The following is a 15,450-nucleotide window of genomic DNA, read 5'->3' as shown; positions in this document are numbered from 1 at the left end:
GCGCCAGCGCACCACCACAGGGTAAGGGCAGCAGCCAATCGTCGGGGGCGGGTCGGGGGTTGTACGCGGCATCCGGCCAGCTCACCGCTTGTGCCGCGCTTGCGGCGCTCAGGATGAGCACCGACAGAAGGGTCACCACATGCAGATCAATGCCGACGGGGCGCCCGAGAACCCTGTGGTTACGCTTAGTCATTCCAATCATCGCGTCCGCGCGCACGCCATGAACTTGCGGTCTTTACGCTGGCCGATCGGCAAGGGACAGCTCCGAAACGGTTGGCGTCAGGAGTGCCTTGACGGAGCGTCAAGTACGAGAGCGCGACCAGGAGAAAGATCCCTCCCAGATTGGGGATCAAGACAACGAGCAACCACCAACCGCGATGATTGCTGTCGTGCATGCGGCGCACGGTGACGGCAAGAGAAGGAAGCAGGATCGCGATCAAATAGAACATGAATGCGAATCCGCCATCGGGATCCGAAAGAAAGACCAGCACAAAGAGATTGATCAACATGAAGGACCAATACTGCGTGCGATTGGCGCGCCCCTTGAAGTCCGAATACTTGCGCCACGCATCGAAGTACGCGCTTAGCGCTCCGGTCACGCCGGCCTCTTGACCGGGAGGCTTAGTCCGGGATTTCGATCTTGATGCCTCCCGCCGGGAAGACTGACCGATCGTCGACCACATCGAACGATCGAACCCCGGTGAATCGGCGTCCCGGGCTGAAGTGGGGTTAAAAGATGGCTGCGCCCATTGTCCGGCATAATCCAAGCGGCGGCGCCAGATCATCAGGGCCAGCGAGATCATAAGAACCACCCCGAAGACAGGTAAGAAACTCTCCATCACAGACGCCGCGCCCTCTCTCTGAGCGTCGGCTCCCGACGCCGACGCCGACGCCGGGGCAGGGGCCGCCGCCGGGGCGGGCGGCGGCACGGGCAGGGTCACGTGCGGCTGCATCGCCACCGCCACCTGCGTCCAGCGATCGGCCTCCACACGGTGTTTCTCATGTACTCGCGTATACCCTTCGGACTCGAGCTCAAGGCGGTATTCGCCCACGGCCAGATTGGTCAGCGCCAGCGGCGCACCGGGCGCGGCGGTTCCGACCGCATGTGCATCGAGCCGCACCGTCGCCGGCACATCGACGTTGATCTGCAGATGGCCGACCACGGCTTGGGTTGCGGTCGGGGCCACCGGAATACCCGCCAGTGCAATGGGGACGACGGCGCCGGGCGCGCGATCGAGCACCAACCGGTAGCCGTTGTCCGGAGCACGGTTCACGCCACCGGGACCGTAGAAGGGGACTTCTCTGCGGCGGGTCGCACTCAGATCCTCGCCCTCGGTGTGCACGCTCCCACCCCGAATCACCGCCGCACCGACCTGGCCGGGATAACGGCTGTCGCGGTTTCTCGCCAGCTGCAGCTCCTCGACGTTGCCGTAAATGTCATGAACCCCGAGCGGATTCGGTGCGCGATAGCCGATCGGGCGCGGCCGACCTTCGGCATTGCCGGCGTACCACGCGTGCCCATCCAAGCCCTCGGGCATCGGATAGCGCGGATCGGCAAACTGCGTCGGGGTGACCGCCCGTCCGCCACGCGCGACGAATTCCCACTCGACCTCGCGCGGCAGCCGCGCCACAACCCGCCCCTTGTCCACCCGCGGCAGGCACAGCCCGATTGCGCGTGCGCAATCGGGCAGAACGCCGGCCTGACGCTCCAGCCAGGCACTCCAGTTTGCCGCCGCCTGAACCGCATCCTGCCACGCGACCCGACCCTGCACCTGCCGCCCGGCCGCATCGACCGGCGGACAAGGCCCCGCCGCAGCAGCCTGCATCGCGGACTGCTGCAACATGCTGACCTCGTACTTGCCGATCAACAGCGCCGCCTGCCGCGCACCCGTCGACGGGTCCTCGTGCACGAACGGTCCGCTCAGCCCGTAGAGAACCTTCAGCCCCGACGCCACCTCCGACGGCACCGCTCCGTCCGTCACCACCCATCGAAACGCCATCGCCCCGCCGCAGGGCAAAGGCACCAGCACGTCATCCGGCCGCGGTTGGGGATTGAAGAACTCACGATCCCAGGTAATGCTCGGCGCTACCGCAGCTGCGGGCACCGGCAGGGGGCCGAGGAGGATGAGGAGCAGGAGCAGATAGGAAAGGGCGCGGCGCCTCAGAGTCGCGGCACGCCATTCTCGCCCGAGCGGAGACAACGCAATTACGAGCGCCCCTAAAGCCTGTAATCGACGGCAGCACATGCGCTTCTCCTTGCGGACCGGGTGGTTTCGCACCCGCCTCCCTAAACGACCTGCATCGGACAACCCAGGCGGTGCCGGGAAAGCGCATCGCTCTGGTCTTGATTCGGCCCAACCGTCGCAGATCCCGACGCACCGAGCGGTTCAGGCTCGAAACAGGATAGCGCAGATCATCCTCGTTCGGGACGATCGTGGGCATTCTGCGCTCAAGCGGAAACGCCTCGTTTTCGGAGGTTGAAAATACTGCTATTCTGCGTCGGTGAATTGTCACCTATCGCAGACGTTAGCGCATGCACAGGGAACATTCGGATATAGGCCCGCTTCTGGACAGCGGCACGCTCACCGAACTACGTCCGCTCGGGGAGGGCGGCGACCAAGTTTTTCGTTCGGCCCCGGAGCTTCGGCACGCGATCGAGCAGCGGCTCGGCCCCGACGTCGCGGCGGCCTTGGCGATTCCCCAGAGTGATGAATCCGGGAGCCGTTTCGACTGGTACGCCCCGAACCCGGGGACAGTGAGACGCTGGTCGAGCCTCGCCGAAGACGAATTGGCGACCGCCAAGGCTCGACTCGACGAGGTGGAGCGACGCATCACCGCGCTTGCCGACGAGATGTCCCGCGATGACGGGTCGTCCAAAGACGTGCAGCGCAAGCGTCAGAGTCTGGCCAGACTGCTGAGGCAGGTGATGACCTACCCGGACGCGTCTCATCTCTTCCTCGTCGATCATCGCCCGGTGATCGCCTTCTGGGGCTTCTCCCGACGCGCCGAGAGCGATCCGACCGCCCCGCTCGGGGATGGAATCACCATCGGCCATCCTACCGACGCGCAGCGGATGCGCCCCCCCCCGTCCCTCGCCGATCGCGTCTCCCGGCTCTTTAGCGCTCGGAAACCGCGCTTGCTGACGGTAGGCGCTGTCGGGGCGCTGCTGCTGTTGACACTCGGCCTGGTCCTCCTGCGCGATCGCACCGAGAACACGGCACCCGACGAGCCTGGAGCCGCCGCTGACGAAACACCCCCGGGGTCACAGTGGCCGGCGCCGGGCGAGGACGAGCCGGGGGAGCCCATCGTCATCCCGATCGATGCCATCGCGACGGGCTCGACCGATTTCCTCACGGGCCAATGGCGTGCGCTCGGAGATCAACTCACCGACAACGCGAGCGGGCAACCCATCCAGCTTACCTACCGTATGCAAGCCGGTCGCGGCGAGGTCCTGGTCAAGGAGCAGGACGGGACCCTTTGCCGGGCCGACGTGACCGCGAGCTTCGACGGGCGCGTGCTGGTGCTGACGCCGCTGACGGACGTCAGGTGCCCCGCGGATTCAGGGCTTCCCCCCTACTACGGGGTCACCGTGACCTGCCAGCCCACTACAGATCAGCGATCGAGCTGCACGGGCAAATACCCGGATGGCGAGGAGGTCCGCGTGGAGCTCCTGAGACAACCCGACTGAACAGACGAAGACACCAGAGAGCAGCGCCATGCTAGCAAGATTGGATCGGTTCGCAGGCAAGATCACCCTGGTGATGAACAGCGGCGTACAGTTTCTCGATTTCGGTCTGACCTTGGATGCGAAGCGCGAGCCGACCGGCAAGTTTGTGCCGAGCGATGACGGTTCCAGCGTGTTGCGGCTGGTCTACGATGTGCAAAAGCACCTCTGGGCACGTCCCGATCAACCCGGGCAGACGGCCAAGCCGAGCTTCGAGGCCCGCACGGAGCAAAGCCTCGATCTCTTCGACGGTGCATGGCTGCCGCTGCCTCTGTTGCGGCTGAACCCGCCTTATCGTTATGCGAACGGTCCGGAGACGTGGGCGCGGGGACGGCTCGTCGCACTCGGCCCCGACGAACGCGACCCCGACGGACACACCCATCGGCTCACGCTGGCGATCGACACCCGTGTGCTGGACGGTGATGCGGCCCGCCGATATCTCGCCCCCGCACTCGCCGACGTGCAATCCGGTGTGGTCTTCGCGCTCGCTTACTCCTCGGTCCATGTCCACTGGTTCCCGGCGCTGCCCTGGGTCGACGGCTGGCTGCTCGAGTGTCTCGATGAGGGCGCGGAGACCATCTTGAAGCTCGCGCCGGACGACCTGACCCGCGAGAAGGAGCGGCTGGCTCATCACGCCCACTACCTGAACTTGCTGGCCCTGATCGGCGATCAGGCCGGCGTGCCTCAGATCAAGCTCGTCGGAGATCTCCGTGGCGACACCCACGATCAAGCGTTGAACGTCGACATGGTGCTCGACATTGGCAACTCGCGTTCATTCGGCATCCTGGTCGAGAACCACCCGAAGGAGGTCGACGGGATGAAATGGCGGTACGAGCTCGAGCTCCGCGATCTGTCGCTGGGTCATCGGGTCTATCGCGAGCCCTTCGAGAGTCGGGTGGAGCTGGCTCAGCCCGTATTCGGCAAGACGCGCTGGGCGGTCAAAAGCGGGCGCTCCGGCGCCTTTCAGTGGCCAACCATCGGACGCGTCGGTCCCGAGGCCGCAAGGCTGTCGGGCGCGCGCCGCGGAACTGAGGGCGCGACTGGCATTTCCAGCCCCAAACGTTACCTCTGGGACACCGATCGGCATCAAACCGGATGGCGCTTCAACAGCGCAAACGCCCGCGCCGAGATCGAGCCCAAAGCGGTCGCACCACCCATGTCGATGCTGATCGACGAGACCGGTCGCGCGCTCTTCATGCTCCCCGAAAGCGAGCGCATCCCGGTCTTCCAGCCCTACTATTCGCGCAGCTCCATGATGACCTTCATGCTCGCGGAAGTGCTGGCCCAGGCATTGTGCCAGATCAACAGCGCGGGCCAGCGTCTGCGCATGCCATTGTCGGATCTGCCGCGCCATCTGCGCTCCATCATCCTTACCGTGCCCCCTTCGATGCCCAAGCAGGAACGTGACATCTTCGAAACCCGGATTCGCGAGGCGCTCGGCATCGTCTGGAAGGCGATGGGCTGGCACCCGGAGGACGATCCGATCGACGAGTCCGGTGCCGACAGCGCCTGGCCGCCCTTGCCGCGCGTCGAGGTCGGATGGGACGAGGCCACCTGCGGCCAGGTCGTGTATCTCTATAACGAGAGCCAAAACAACTATGGCGGCCAGACCGACGTCTTCTTCGGTCATCTCGCCCGTCGCCATCGCGGCCGGACCGCCCGGCGAGTCACGCTGGCCAGTGTGGACATCGGCGGCGGTACCACCGACCTGGTGATCAACGACTATCGCATCGACGACGCCGGACACGGCAAGGCGGCCTACATCGTGCCCGAACAGCGCTTCCGGGACGGCTTCCGGATCGCGGGCGACGATATCCTCTTGGAGGTCATCCGCGCCATCCTGATCTCGGCCGTGGAGCGTCACTTCCATGAAATGGGCATCATCGATGCGCAGGCACTGGTTGCGACCCTGATCGGCAGCGAGCATCTCGACGTGCGCGATAGCGTGCTGCGCCAGCAACTGGTGGTCCAGATCATCTATCCTGCCGGTCTGGCGGTGCTCAAACGCTACGAGGCCTACGACGCCCTGCGCAACGGGCCGCCGGAGACGACGACGCTCGGCGAGTTGATGCGCGAAGGCGGCGGGGTCGGTCCATCGCAGCCGGTCGTCGACTTCGTGCGACGCCGGTTGCGCGACGAAGGCGACGCGAAGGCCGGCACCTTCGACCCCTTGGCGATCCCGGTCGTCATCGATCTCGCACGTATCCATCGGATGTTTTTGGACAACCACTTCGATCTCGGGCGCAGTCTGCGGTCCCTGTGCGAGGTGGTGCACCGCTACGATTGCGATATCCTCCTGCTGACCGGGCGACCCTCCCGGCTGCCGGGTATCCAATCGTTGTTTCGCGCGCTCCTGCCTTTGCCGCCGGATCGGATCATTCCGCTCCACCAATACCGCACCGGCAGTTGGTACCCCTTCAACCGACGCGGCCAGATCGGCGACCCGAAGACCACCGCCGCAGTCGGTGCCTTGTTGTGCATGCTCGCGCAGGGACATCTGCCGAATTTCTTTCTCCTGGCCAGCGCGTTCCGGGCCTATTCGACGATCCGCCATCTCGGCATCCTGGGTCACGACATGGTGATGAGCACCGCCGACTTGATCTATCCGGACATCCGCCTGGACGACCCCGACTATCAGGTACCGGACGTCGCCTTTCCGGTCCTCGGGACCACGCGCCTGGGCTACCGTCAGCTCGCACTCGATCGTTGGGCCGCCTCCCCCCTCTACCAGGTCGAGGTGGACAAAGACGTCCTCGGACCCGTGTTCCGCGACGGGGGTCGGCTGCTGGTCTGGCTGCAACGCTGTCGCGAGTCCGGGCAGAACGAGTATCTCTGCGTCGACCGCATCCAGGTCGAAGGCGGACCCATGGTCCAATCGGATGCCGTCAGGCTGCGGCTCAATACCCTGGCGACCGTTGGACTGAGCGACGACAACTATTGGCTCGACAGCGGCAGCATTGCCAGCTAACCACCAACAAAGGTGATTCAGATGCCACGTGGCCCTGATATCCGCGCGGCCTGTGGTCAGGCCATCGACTGGATCGAGACGAATCGACGGGACTCCGCTCGGCTCGACCGTGAATCCGGCAGTTTGATGACCCGTCTAAGGCGCGCTCGCAACCGGACGCGCAGCCTCGCGCGGGCGGCCGAACGACGCTTCGCGATCGGGTTTTTCGGCCTCTCTCAGGCCGGGAAATCCTATTTGATCTCGGCGTTTGCAGCCAATGCCGAAGGCCGCCTCGATCTCGCCGTCGGGCCCGAGCGTCTGAGTTTCATCACCCACATCAATCCCCCCGGCGGCGGCAAAGAGGCCACGGGACTGGTGACGCGCCTGACGCGCCATCCCGCCTCGTCGAGCGCCGAGCTGCCGGTGCGTCTGCAGATCTTCTCCCAAGCCGATCTGATCAAAGTCCTGGGTAACGCATTCTTCAACGATTTCGACCGCGAGCGCGCGCCCTTAGACCTGGATGCCGCCAAGATCCGTGCACACCTGACGCGCCTCGAGTCGCATCGGCGTTCGTCCCCGCTGCCCGGCCTCGATGCCGACGACGTCGTCGATCTACAAGACTATTTCGAGAAACGCTTTCCGCGCAGTACCCAGTCCTTGCGATCCGACTTCTGGCCCAGCGCCGGCGCACTCGCGCCCCGGCTCGATGACGAGGGCCGCGCCGACCTCTTCGCCCTGCTCTGGGGCGAAATCCCCGAATTGACCGCCACCTTCAAACTGCTCTGCGAGGCCCTCGGCCGCATCGACCACGCCACGACACTCGATTGCGAGATCGCAGCCCTCGTGCAAGGCAACGCCGAAGGCGACTGGACGCCGAAGGCCAGCCTGGTCGACGTCAAGATCCTCGAACGCCTCGGGCGCGACATGGACGACACCTTGAAGGTGCGCCCTGTTCGCGATACCGCCGCCGTCGAGACCATCTCGATCCCGCGTTCGGTCCTGGCCGCCTTGACCGCCGAGATCGCGCTCACGCTCGCCGATGCGCCCAGGGTCGACCTGCTCGAGCAGGTCGACATCCTGGACTTTCCCGGCTACCGCGGCCGTCTGTCCATCGGCGATCTCCAAGACGTGCGCCGCGAGCTTCACGACGATCAGATCGATCCCGTCGCCGAGCTGTTTCTTCGCGGCAAGGTCGCCTATCTGTTCGAGCGCTACACCGAAGATCTGGAGATGGGCGCACTGGTACTCTGCGCCCCCTCCAATCAACAGAGCGACGTGAACGATCTCGGTCCGGTCATCGAGTCCTGGGTCCACGCCACCCAGGGCCGGGAACCCGCGGCCCGTACCGAGCGCCGCACGGGCCTTTTCTGGGCGCTCACCAAATTCGACCAGCGACTCGACGTGGTTCCGGGTCAGACACCCGAGCTGATGAAGAACGGCTGGGAGGGCATGATCAAGCTCGCCTTGCTCGAGCGTTTCGGCCGCTACGAGTGGGTGCGCGAGTGGGCACCGGGCCGCTGCTTCGACAACCTCTTCCTCGTGCGCAAGCCCGGCTTGGCCGGCGCTGTCATTCGCACCGACGGGGAGCGAGAGCTCGAAGTGCTGACCGGCAAGGCACCGCAATTGACAACGCTTCGCAAGACCTTCTGCGAGCATGAGTTGATCCGCAAATACGTGCGTGATCCGGCCGAGGCCTGGGACGCGATGCTCAGCCTCAACGACGGCGGCCTCTCGCGTCTCGCCGAACACTTGGCGCACACGGTCGACATCGCTGCCCGGCAGACCGACATCGCCGAGCGCATCGAGACGCTCGCCAACGATATCGTCGGGCTCCTGCACGGCTACTATCAAGCCCGGGGTGCGGAGGCCGCGGCAGACAAGCAGCGTTTGGCCGCGAAGGTCGTGCGCGCGCTGGGGGCGCGGCCGATTCATTGCGGCGACCTGCTCGACCTCCTGCAACCCTCCCGCGAGGATCTGCGTGGACTCTATCTGCGCAGCTCCGCCGAAAACGACCGATTGCCCGACGGCGATCCCGCCGCCGCCCCCAAGGGCTGGTCACCCATCGATCTCGGGGACATCATCGAGAGCCCGATCACGGACGACGCCGGCAAGGCCGGCAGCTTCGCGCGCGATGCGGTCCGGGCTTGGGTGACCCAATTGCGGGAGCTCGTCGAGGACCGAGACATCCTGACCTCCCTCGAGCTCACCGGCGAGGCGGGGGGCGTTCTCGACATCCTTGTCAAGGAACTGATCATCGGCGCGGACCGACTCGGACTCGAACGCTCGATCACGCCCGCACTGGACGAGAACGAGCGCATCGCCGGGATCAAGCGCGAACAGTTGGCCGCGCGGCAGGTCGCGCTCGTTCACGGGGCCATCTGCGACTTCGTCGATGGACTCGAGACCTTCGCGCCGGGCGAGGACGGGAAATCGGCGGGCCTCGCGGCGCTCTTTCCCGTCCCGCCGGCCATCCCGCCCGGCGAGCTGCCGACCCTTCCGCCCGAACCCGAGCCCTTCACCAACGCGTTCATCGGCGATTGGCTAAGAGCGTTCGTCGCCCTGGCCATCAACAATGCCGGATACACGACCGGCCAGGACATCACGCCCGAGCAGAACCGACGTCTCGGACGGATCCTGGACGCCTTGAAGGGTCAGCTGGCGTCCGGCGCCGCCCCGTCGCCGGTCTAATCGCCCCAGTCCATCTGCCGTTACGAGGACAGGACCATGCCAATCCTCCTTCAAGCCACCGCAACTGCGCCCGGTGAGGCCCGTGTCGAGATCCGGGGCGCGGACATCGCCAATCAAGAAATCGAGATCAGCATTCGACGCGGCTCCGACGAGGCCTTCATCGGCGAGGACGGGGTTTGGCAAGCCCAGCCGTATTGGCATCGCCTCCACCGCTTGCCTGGGTCGGGCATCGCGTTCCGCGCGGGTCCCGCACTCGTCGATGCGCTTGCCGAGGTCGCGAGCCGGGACGCCTTCGGTGCAACGGTGCGTTGGGACGGCGGCGGCCCGGAGGACGGCGTGCTTCGGATCAAGGGCGAGCTCATCACCCGCCCTCCCGATGGACCTGCCCCTCCCGGACCTCATCTGGTCGCGATCGAGGTCCAAGGCGCAACCATCCCGGCGGAGATCGACACGATCGAGCTCGCGCCCGCGCAGACGAGCGCCGACCAAGAAGCGCCCTGGTGCCGGTTGAAACGCGTCTCCGGCGGCGCGGCGACAGGGTTCCAGGGCACCGCGGACGAGATGGGCGCCCTGATCAAGCTGACGGAGTGCGCGCCGTCGCGAGCTCGGGTGCGCTGGGGTGCACACACCGGAGACGGCGAATTGCGTCTCTACCCACCACTCGCCGATCGCGCCGGCGGATCGGACAGGAACAGCACGCGGTTCCTGTTGGTTCTCGACCCCGAGCCGCGCGTCACCACCCCCGGCGCGGCCCCGATCGTAACCCCGGAGAAGCCACTGGCCTCGTCCCGCGTGCGCGCCCGGAGTGCCGCGGGTCTGGCCATGGTGCTCGGGGGCGTGGCACTGGCGGCCTGGTTGATGACGGAGCCCGGATCAGGACCTGATCCGGAGTCCGGCCCCCGGATCGCCGAGGCCTCACCCGAGACCCCGGCAGGCCCGATCGACGCTCCCGAGTCGGACGGCACGGACGGTGGGGCGCCGTCGTCAGACGTGCCGCCGGAGAACGCCCCGCCGGACGACGGCCCGAATCTCGAGTTCGAACCCGAGGACGAGCCGAGCGGTGCCGAACCGCCCGTCGTCGGAGGCGTGGCGGAAGACCCGGATATCGAGATCGAGCCCGCGCCCGAAACGCCGCCGATCGTCGCACCCGCCATCCCCGAACCGACCCCCGAGGTGGACGGTGAAACGCGCCTGACCTTGGATGACATGGGAACGACGGCGCGCGATCCGGAGGCCTACCGGGTCCGTGTCGAGCGCATCAAGAGCGCGGCCCGACCGAACTGTGGGGAGCTTCTGTTGCTGTACTCCAAGGCCGCCGAGGCTCGTCCCGAGATCGCGGCGAGCGTCGCGCAGCTCTACGATCCGTCGGGCTTCCAGCCGTCGACCTGTATCGATCGACCCAATGCGGAGCAGGCGATGAACTACTACAGTCTCGCGGCCGACGGCGGCATCGCGGAGGCGGAGGTGGCGATTCAGCGGCTGCTCGGGCCCCTACCGACCGGCGTCGGCGCCCCGATCGATCCGACGACCGGCGAGTCGCTCCGCCGTATCGAGAACCGCCCATGAGTTCCATGCCGCGGGCAACCGCCCAGGTTGCGGCCGCCGCCGCGGACCTGGACGGGCAGACGAGGATGTGCCGAGGATGATCGCGAGACCGAACACACAAGCCATAGCCACGGCGTTGCTCGTCGTATCCCTCTGCGTCGGGTTGGGCATGATGCCCAACCGCGAGGCGCGTGCGGACGTCAAGCCGCTCCTGATGCCAGGGAAGACGACACTCTACGAGCGGGTCCTGACCCGGCCCGGCGCGCGTCTGGCCAAGGGCCTGGGCGACGCCGGCAAGTCAGACAACCCGCTCATCGCGGCCTTCAGCCGCTTTTATGTCTACGAGCGCGCCAACGCAGCCGGCTCCACCTGGATCAAGATCGGCCCCGACGTCAAAGGCACCATCACCGGCTGGGTCGACAGCGCAAAGACCGTGCCTTGGAAACAGCAGCTCACCCTGGCCTTGACCAACCCGGGCAGCGTCCGCGACCGGCTGCTCTTCTTCCGCGACCGCAACACCCTCGAGGGTCTGGTGCGCTCCCCCAACCCCGCCGACGTCACCCGCCCGCTGACGCGCAACATCGCCGGCGGCGCATCCGACCCGCGCGTCGTCGCCGTCGAGCCCGATGTCTACATCGACATCAACGAGCGCTTCTATCTGCTGCCGGTCCTGGAGTCGGAGCAGACGCTAACCAGCTCCGGCGAAGAGGTGCGTATCCTCAAGATCGCTTCGGTGAGCGAGGCCGATCTCGGCCCGACCGCCGGCCGCGACACATCCGCGAGCACCGCGCCGGCCGCGTCGCATCCGACCCCCGCGCGCGATTACCGCGCCGCGATCGTCTTCGTCATCGACTCCACCATTTCCATGGGGCCCTACATCGACGAGACCAAAGCGGCCATCACCCGCCTCTACGAGCGCCTGCGTGAGGCCGGCGTCCTCGACCGCGTGCGCTTCGGGCTGGTCGCCTTCCGCGCCGAGAGCGCCGACGCCATGCGCAACCGCAACCTCGGCTATGTCTCGCAGCTCTACGTCAACCCCTCCGAAGTCAGCGATGCGCGCACCTTCCTGAACCAGGTGCAGGATCTGCGCGAGGCCACCACCTCCACCGACTATTTCGACGAGGACGCCTTCGCCGGGGTTATCACCGCGCTCGACGAGACCCGCTGGGATGACTTCGACGCCCGCTATCTGATCCTGATCACCGATGCCGGCGCCCTCGACGGCCGGGTGATGAAGGCCGGCGGCACGGCGGTCGAATCCACCACCGGCTTCGATGCGCGACGCATTGCCTCGATCGCCGGCGAGAAGCAGGTCGCCCTCAGCGTCTTTCATCTGAAGTCCTCCGCCGCCGCGGCAGGTCACCGCTACGCCGAGGCGCAATACCGCGACCTCGCGCGCAACGCGCGCTTCCAGACCCAAGCCTATCTGCCGATCACCGCCGGCGACGTCCAAGACTTCCGCAGCGCCGTCGATGGCCTCGCCGAGTCGGTCATCGCCAATGTCGGCGAGACCTCCGCCGCGAGCCTTCCGGCGACCCCGGCCCCCACGCCGGCCCAGCGCGCCCCGGACGACACGGAGACCGCCGCCCGCGCCATCGCCAATGCACTCGGACACGCCATGCGGCTACGCTATCTCGGCAGCCTCAGCGACATCCGCACCCCGACCCTGTTCGAGGCCTGGATCAGCGATCGCGACTTTGCCGACCCCACCAAACAAACCGTCGAGGTGCGCGTCCTGCTCACCAAGAACGAGCTGAGCGACCTGCAGATGATGCTGCAGAAGATCGTCAACGCCTCCGAGCAGGGCATGCTCAAGCCGGAGGGTTTCTTCGACAGCCTGCGCTCGCTCGCCGCCCAGTTCGGACGCGACGCCGCCCGGGGGACGACCAAACAGGCCACCCGTCTCGCCGACCTGGGGCTGCTCGGGGAATACCTCGAAGACCTGCCCTACCAGAGTCAGGTCATGGGTCTCACACAAGACACGTGGACGAGCTGGGGGCCCGAAAAGCAGATCGAGCTCATCAACACGCTCAAGCGCAAGCTGCGCCAATACGCACGCTACAACGACGACTGGGAGAGCTGGGTGAATCTCGCTCAAACCGCCGATGCGGCGGGAGACAGTGTTTATCCGGTCCCGCTCGACGACATGCCCTGACAGATCGGGAGATCGACGACCATGCTGCTCGACATCGAGGGTTTGTCCTACAGCCGCGGTCAAGGCGATCAATGCTTCACCGTCGAGCTGCCGTCTTTCCAGCTCCAGCCCGGCGAGCTTGTGGCCATCACCGGGCGCAGCGGCTCGGGCAAGAGCACCTTGCTCGAGCTGCTCGGGCTGCTCACCGCCCCGCATCGCACCGAGCGCTTTCGCTGGCGCGCCAACGGCTACAGGCAAGACCTCGACCGACTCTGGCAACGGCGCAGACACGGCACATTGAGCAGCATCCGCGGGACCTCCATGGGCTTCATCCTGCAGACCAGCGGCCTCCTGCCCTTCCTCAGCGTCGCCGGCAATCTTGCCCTCATCCGCCGCGCCCTGGGCCTGCCGAAGCACGACCCCGACCTCGACCGGATGATCGAGTGCCTCGACATCGGCCCCTTTCTGCACAAGAAGCCATCCCAACTCTCGGTCGGTCAGCAGCAACGCGCCTCGATCGTCCGCGCGCTCGCTCATCACCCGGCCCTAGTCCTGGCCGACGAGCCGACCTCGGCACTGGATCCCAACCTGGGCGACGCAGTCATGACCCTCTTGCTCGAGCAGGCGCGCAGTCACGGCATCAGCGTATTGCTCGCGACCCATGAGGTCGACCGCGTCGAGACCCTCGGCATCGGCCGACTCGATGGAAGCAACCTCCACCCCGAGACCGGTTTCGCCTGGCGGTTCGGGAGGTGAGCCGATGATCGAGCGGGCTTGGAGACGCGGAGCAGCGCCCGTGATTCTCTCGGAACGCCGCCTGCGGCTCGCGTCGCGATCGCGTGGCAGCGCTTGGACCTCCGGCCTCGGCGCCATCTCGGGAGTGGTCATCCTGATCGCGCTCGCCATTCTGGCGATCTTCGACCGCGGCGCGGTAACCGACCCGAGCGCGGAGCACGAAGGCCGGGGGAGCGTTGTCGAAGTCGCAGGGATCGGAACGGGTGCCGGTAGCGACAGGGATCGGATGTGGCGCCATCTCGCACAGCCTGACCCGCCTGAGCGCCCCGCGGCCATCACCGAGCGCCACGGACCCTCGGAACCCGCCGATGCATCTTCCCTGACCGGGCCTGACCTGGTGCCGCGACCCACGACCCCAATCGAGCCGAGACCAACGTCGGGCAGTCAACGCACTCCCGGAGTGGCAAGCGGCGGCAGGTGCGGCAAACAGCCCCTGCTGATGCCGGGCAAGAAGACACTCTACGAGCGGGTCCTCACGCGACCCGGAGCGCGTCTGGCGAAGCACCCGGACAATGCCGGCAGATCCGACAACCCGCTCATCCCTGCCTTGAGCCTCTTCTACGTTTACGGGCGTGCGCAGGCGTCCGATAGAACCTGGCTCTGCATCGGTCCCGACGCCAGGGGCACCATCACCGGCTGGGTCGACAGCGCTCAGACCGTGCCCTGGAAACAGCAGATCATCCTCACCTTGACCAATCGCGGCAGCGTCCGGGACCGGCTGCTCTTCTTCCGCGACGAGGAAACCCTGGAGAATGTTCTGCGTTCTCCGGATCCCGCGGAGGTCGCCCGCGGTCTCATGAGCAGCATCGCCGGCGGCGCGTCCGACCCGCGGGTCGTCGCCCTCGAACCCGATCTCCATGTCGACTTCCAAGACGCGTTCTACCTCCTCCCCGTCCTGGACTCAAAACGGGCGACCACGCAGACCGGCGAAGAGGTGCACATCCTCAAGATCGCCTCGGTGAGCGAGGCCGAGCCCACCTCGAGCACCGTCCGCGGCGCATCCGCGCAGACCACATCCACCCGAGCGCGCGATTACCGTGCCGCGATCGTCTTCGTCATCGACTCCACCATTTCCATGGGGCCCTATATCGACGAGACCAAAGCGGCCATCACCCGACTCTACGAGCGTCTGCGCGAGGCCGGCGTCCTCGACCGCGTGCGCTTCGGCCTGGTTGCCTTCCGAGCCGAGAGTACCGACCCGATGCGCAATCGTCAGCTCGGCTATGTCTCGCAGCTCTACGTCAACCCCTCCGAGGTCACCGATGCGCGCACCTTCCTGAACCAGGTGCAGGATCTGAACGACGCCACCACCTCAACCGACCATTTCGACAAGGACGCCTTCGCGGGGGTCATGACCGCGCTCGACGAGACCCGCTGGGACGACTTCGACGCCCGCTATCTGATCCTGATCACCGATGCCGGCGCCCTCGACGGGCGGATCATGCGGGCCGGCGGCGCGCCCATCGAGTCCACTAACGGACTCGACGCCCGACGCATTGCCTCGATCGCCGGCGAGAAGCAGGTCGCCCTCAGCGTCTTTCATCTGAAGTCCCCCGCCGCCGCGGCAGGTCACCGCTACGCCGAGGCGCAATACCGCGACCTCGCGCGCAACGCGCG

General features: G+C 66.4%; 9 protein-coding genes. 7 read left to right on the top strand and 2 right to left on the bottom strand.

What is annotated here, in order from left to right:
• Together THIMADRAFT_RS26915 and THIMADRAFT_RS23775 are read right to left on the bottom strand one after the other, a co-directional pair.
• On the bottom strand, positions 1-193 hold a 193-nt coding region (locus tag THIMADRAFT_RS26915; protein ID WP_007195693.1), incomplete at its 3' end, for a hypothetical protein.
• Complete coding sequence (locus THIMADRAFT_RS23775) at positions 186-2,246, bottom strand: DUF805 domain-containing protein (RefSeq protein ID WP_007195692.1); 2,061 nt, start codon at positions 2,244-2,246, stop codon at positions 186-188. The genes THIMADRAFT_RS26915 and THIMADRAFT_RS23775, both read right to left, overlap by 8 nt.
• A gap of 287 nt (positions 2,247-2,533) precedes the next feature.
• Between THIMADRAFT_RS23775 and THIMADRAFT_RS23770 the strand changes: the two genes are divergently transcribed.
• The 7 genes from THIMADRAFT_RS23770 to THIMADRAFT_RS23740 form a co-directional block, all read left to right on the top strand.
• The gene (locus tag THIMADRAFT_RS23770) at positions 2,534-3,688 is read left to right on the top strand and encodes a hypothetical protein (protein ID WP_007195691.1); all 1,155 of its coding nucleotides are present in this window, start codon (positions 2,534-2,536) and stop codon (positions 3,686-3,688) included.
• A gap of 28 nt (positions 3,689-3,716) precedes the next feature.
• Positions 3,717-6,692, top strand: a complete 2,976-nt coding sequence (locus THIMADRAFT_RS23765; protein ID WP_007195690.1) for a virulence factor SrfB — start codon at positions 3,717-3,719, stop codon at positions 6,690-6,692.
• Positions 6,693-6,713: 21 nt separating this feature from the next.
• Entirely contained in the window at positions 6,714-9,359 is a 2,646-nt protein-coding gene (locus THIMADRAFT_RS23760) for a virulence factor SrfC family protein (protein WP_007195689.1), read from the top strand.
• Between the two features lie 36 nt (positions 9,360-9,395).
• On the top strand, positions 9,396-10,925 hold the full coding sequence (locus THIMADRAFT_RS23755) for a hypothetical protein (protein ID WP_007195688.1): 1,530 nt from the start codon (positions 9,396-9,398) through the stop codon (positions 10,923-10,925).
• A 76-nt stretch (positions 10,926-11,001) separates the two neighbouring features.
• Positions 11,002-13,059: a vWA domain-containing protein gene (locus THIMADRAFT_RS23750; RefSeq protein WP_007195687.1), complete on the top strand. Its 2,058-nt coding sequence runs from the start codon at positions 11,002-11,004 to the stop codon at positions 13,057-13,059.
• 21 nt (positions 13,060-13,080) lie between these two features.
• The gene (locus THIMADRAFT_RS23745) at positions 13,081-13,794 is read left to right on the top strand and encodes an ABC transporter ATP-binding protein (RefSeq protein WP_007195686.1); all 714 of its coding nucleotides are present in this window, start codon (positions 13,081-13,083) and stop codon (positions 13,792-13,794) included.
• A gap of 40 nt (positions 13,795-13,834) precedes the next feature.
• Positions 13,835-15,450: vWA domain-containing protein (locus THIMADRAFT_RS23740; RefSeq protein ID WP_199484292.1), on the top strand; the 1,616-nt coding region annotated here is incomplete at its 3' end.

This window comes from Thiocapsa marina 5811 (assembly GCF_000223985.1).
Taxonomy (GTDB): Bacteria; Pseudomonadota; Gammaproteobacteria; order Chromatiales; family Chromatiaceae; genus Thiocapsa; species Thiocapsa marina.
This window is presented reverse-complemented; position numbering and strand designations above follow the sequence as displayed.

Excerpts from the sequence above, each read along its gene's own strand:
- THIMADRAFT_RS23770 (WP_007195691.1), top strand. The coding sequence starts at position 2,534 with ATGCACAGGGAACATTCGGATATAGGCCCGCTTCTGGACAGCGGCACG.
- THIMADRAFT_RS23765 (WP_007195690.1), top strand. The coding sequence starts at position 3,717 with ATGCTAGCAAGATTGGATCGGTTCGCAGGCAAGATCACCCTGGTGATG.
- THIMADRAFT_RS23760 (WP_007195689.1), top strand. The coding sequence starts at position 6,714 with ATGCCACGTGGCCCTGATATCCGCGCGGCCTGTGGTCAGGCCATCGAC.
- THIMADRAFT_RS23775 (WP_007195692.1), bottom strand. The coding sequence starts at position 2,246 with ATGTGCTGCCGTCGATTACAGGCTTTAGGGGCGCTCGTAATTGCGTTG.
- THIMADRAFT_RS23745 (WP_007195686.1), top strand. The coding sequence starts at position 13,081 with ATGCTGCTCGACATCGAGGGTTTGTCCTACAGCCGCGGTCAAGGCGAT.
- THIMADRAFT_RS23755 (WP_007195688.1), top strand. The coding sequence starts at position 9,396 with ATGCCAATCCTCCTTCAAGCCACCGCAACTGCGCCCGGTGAGGCCCGT.
- THIMADRAFT_RS23750 (WP_007195687.1), top strand. The coding sequence starts at position 11,002 with ATGATCGCGAGACCGAACACACAAGCCATAGCCACGGCGTTGCTCGTC.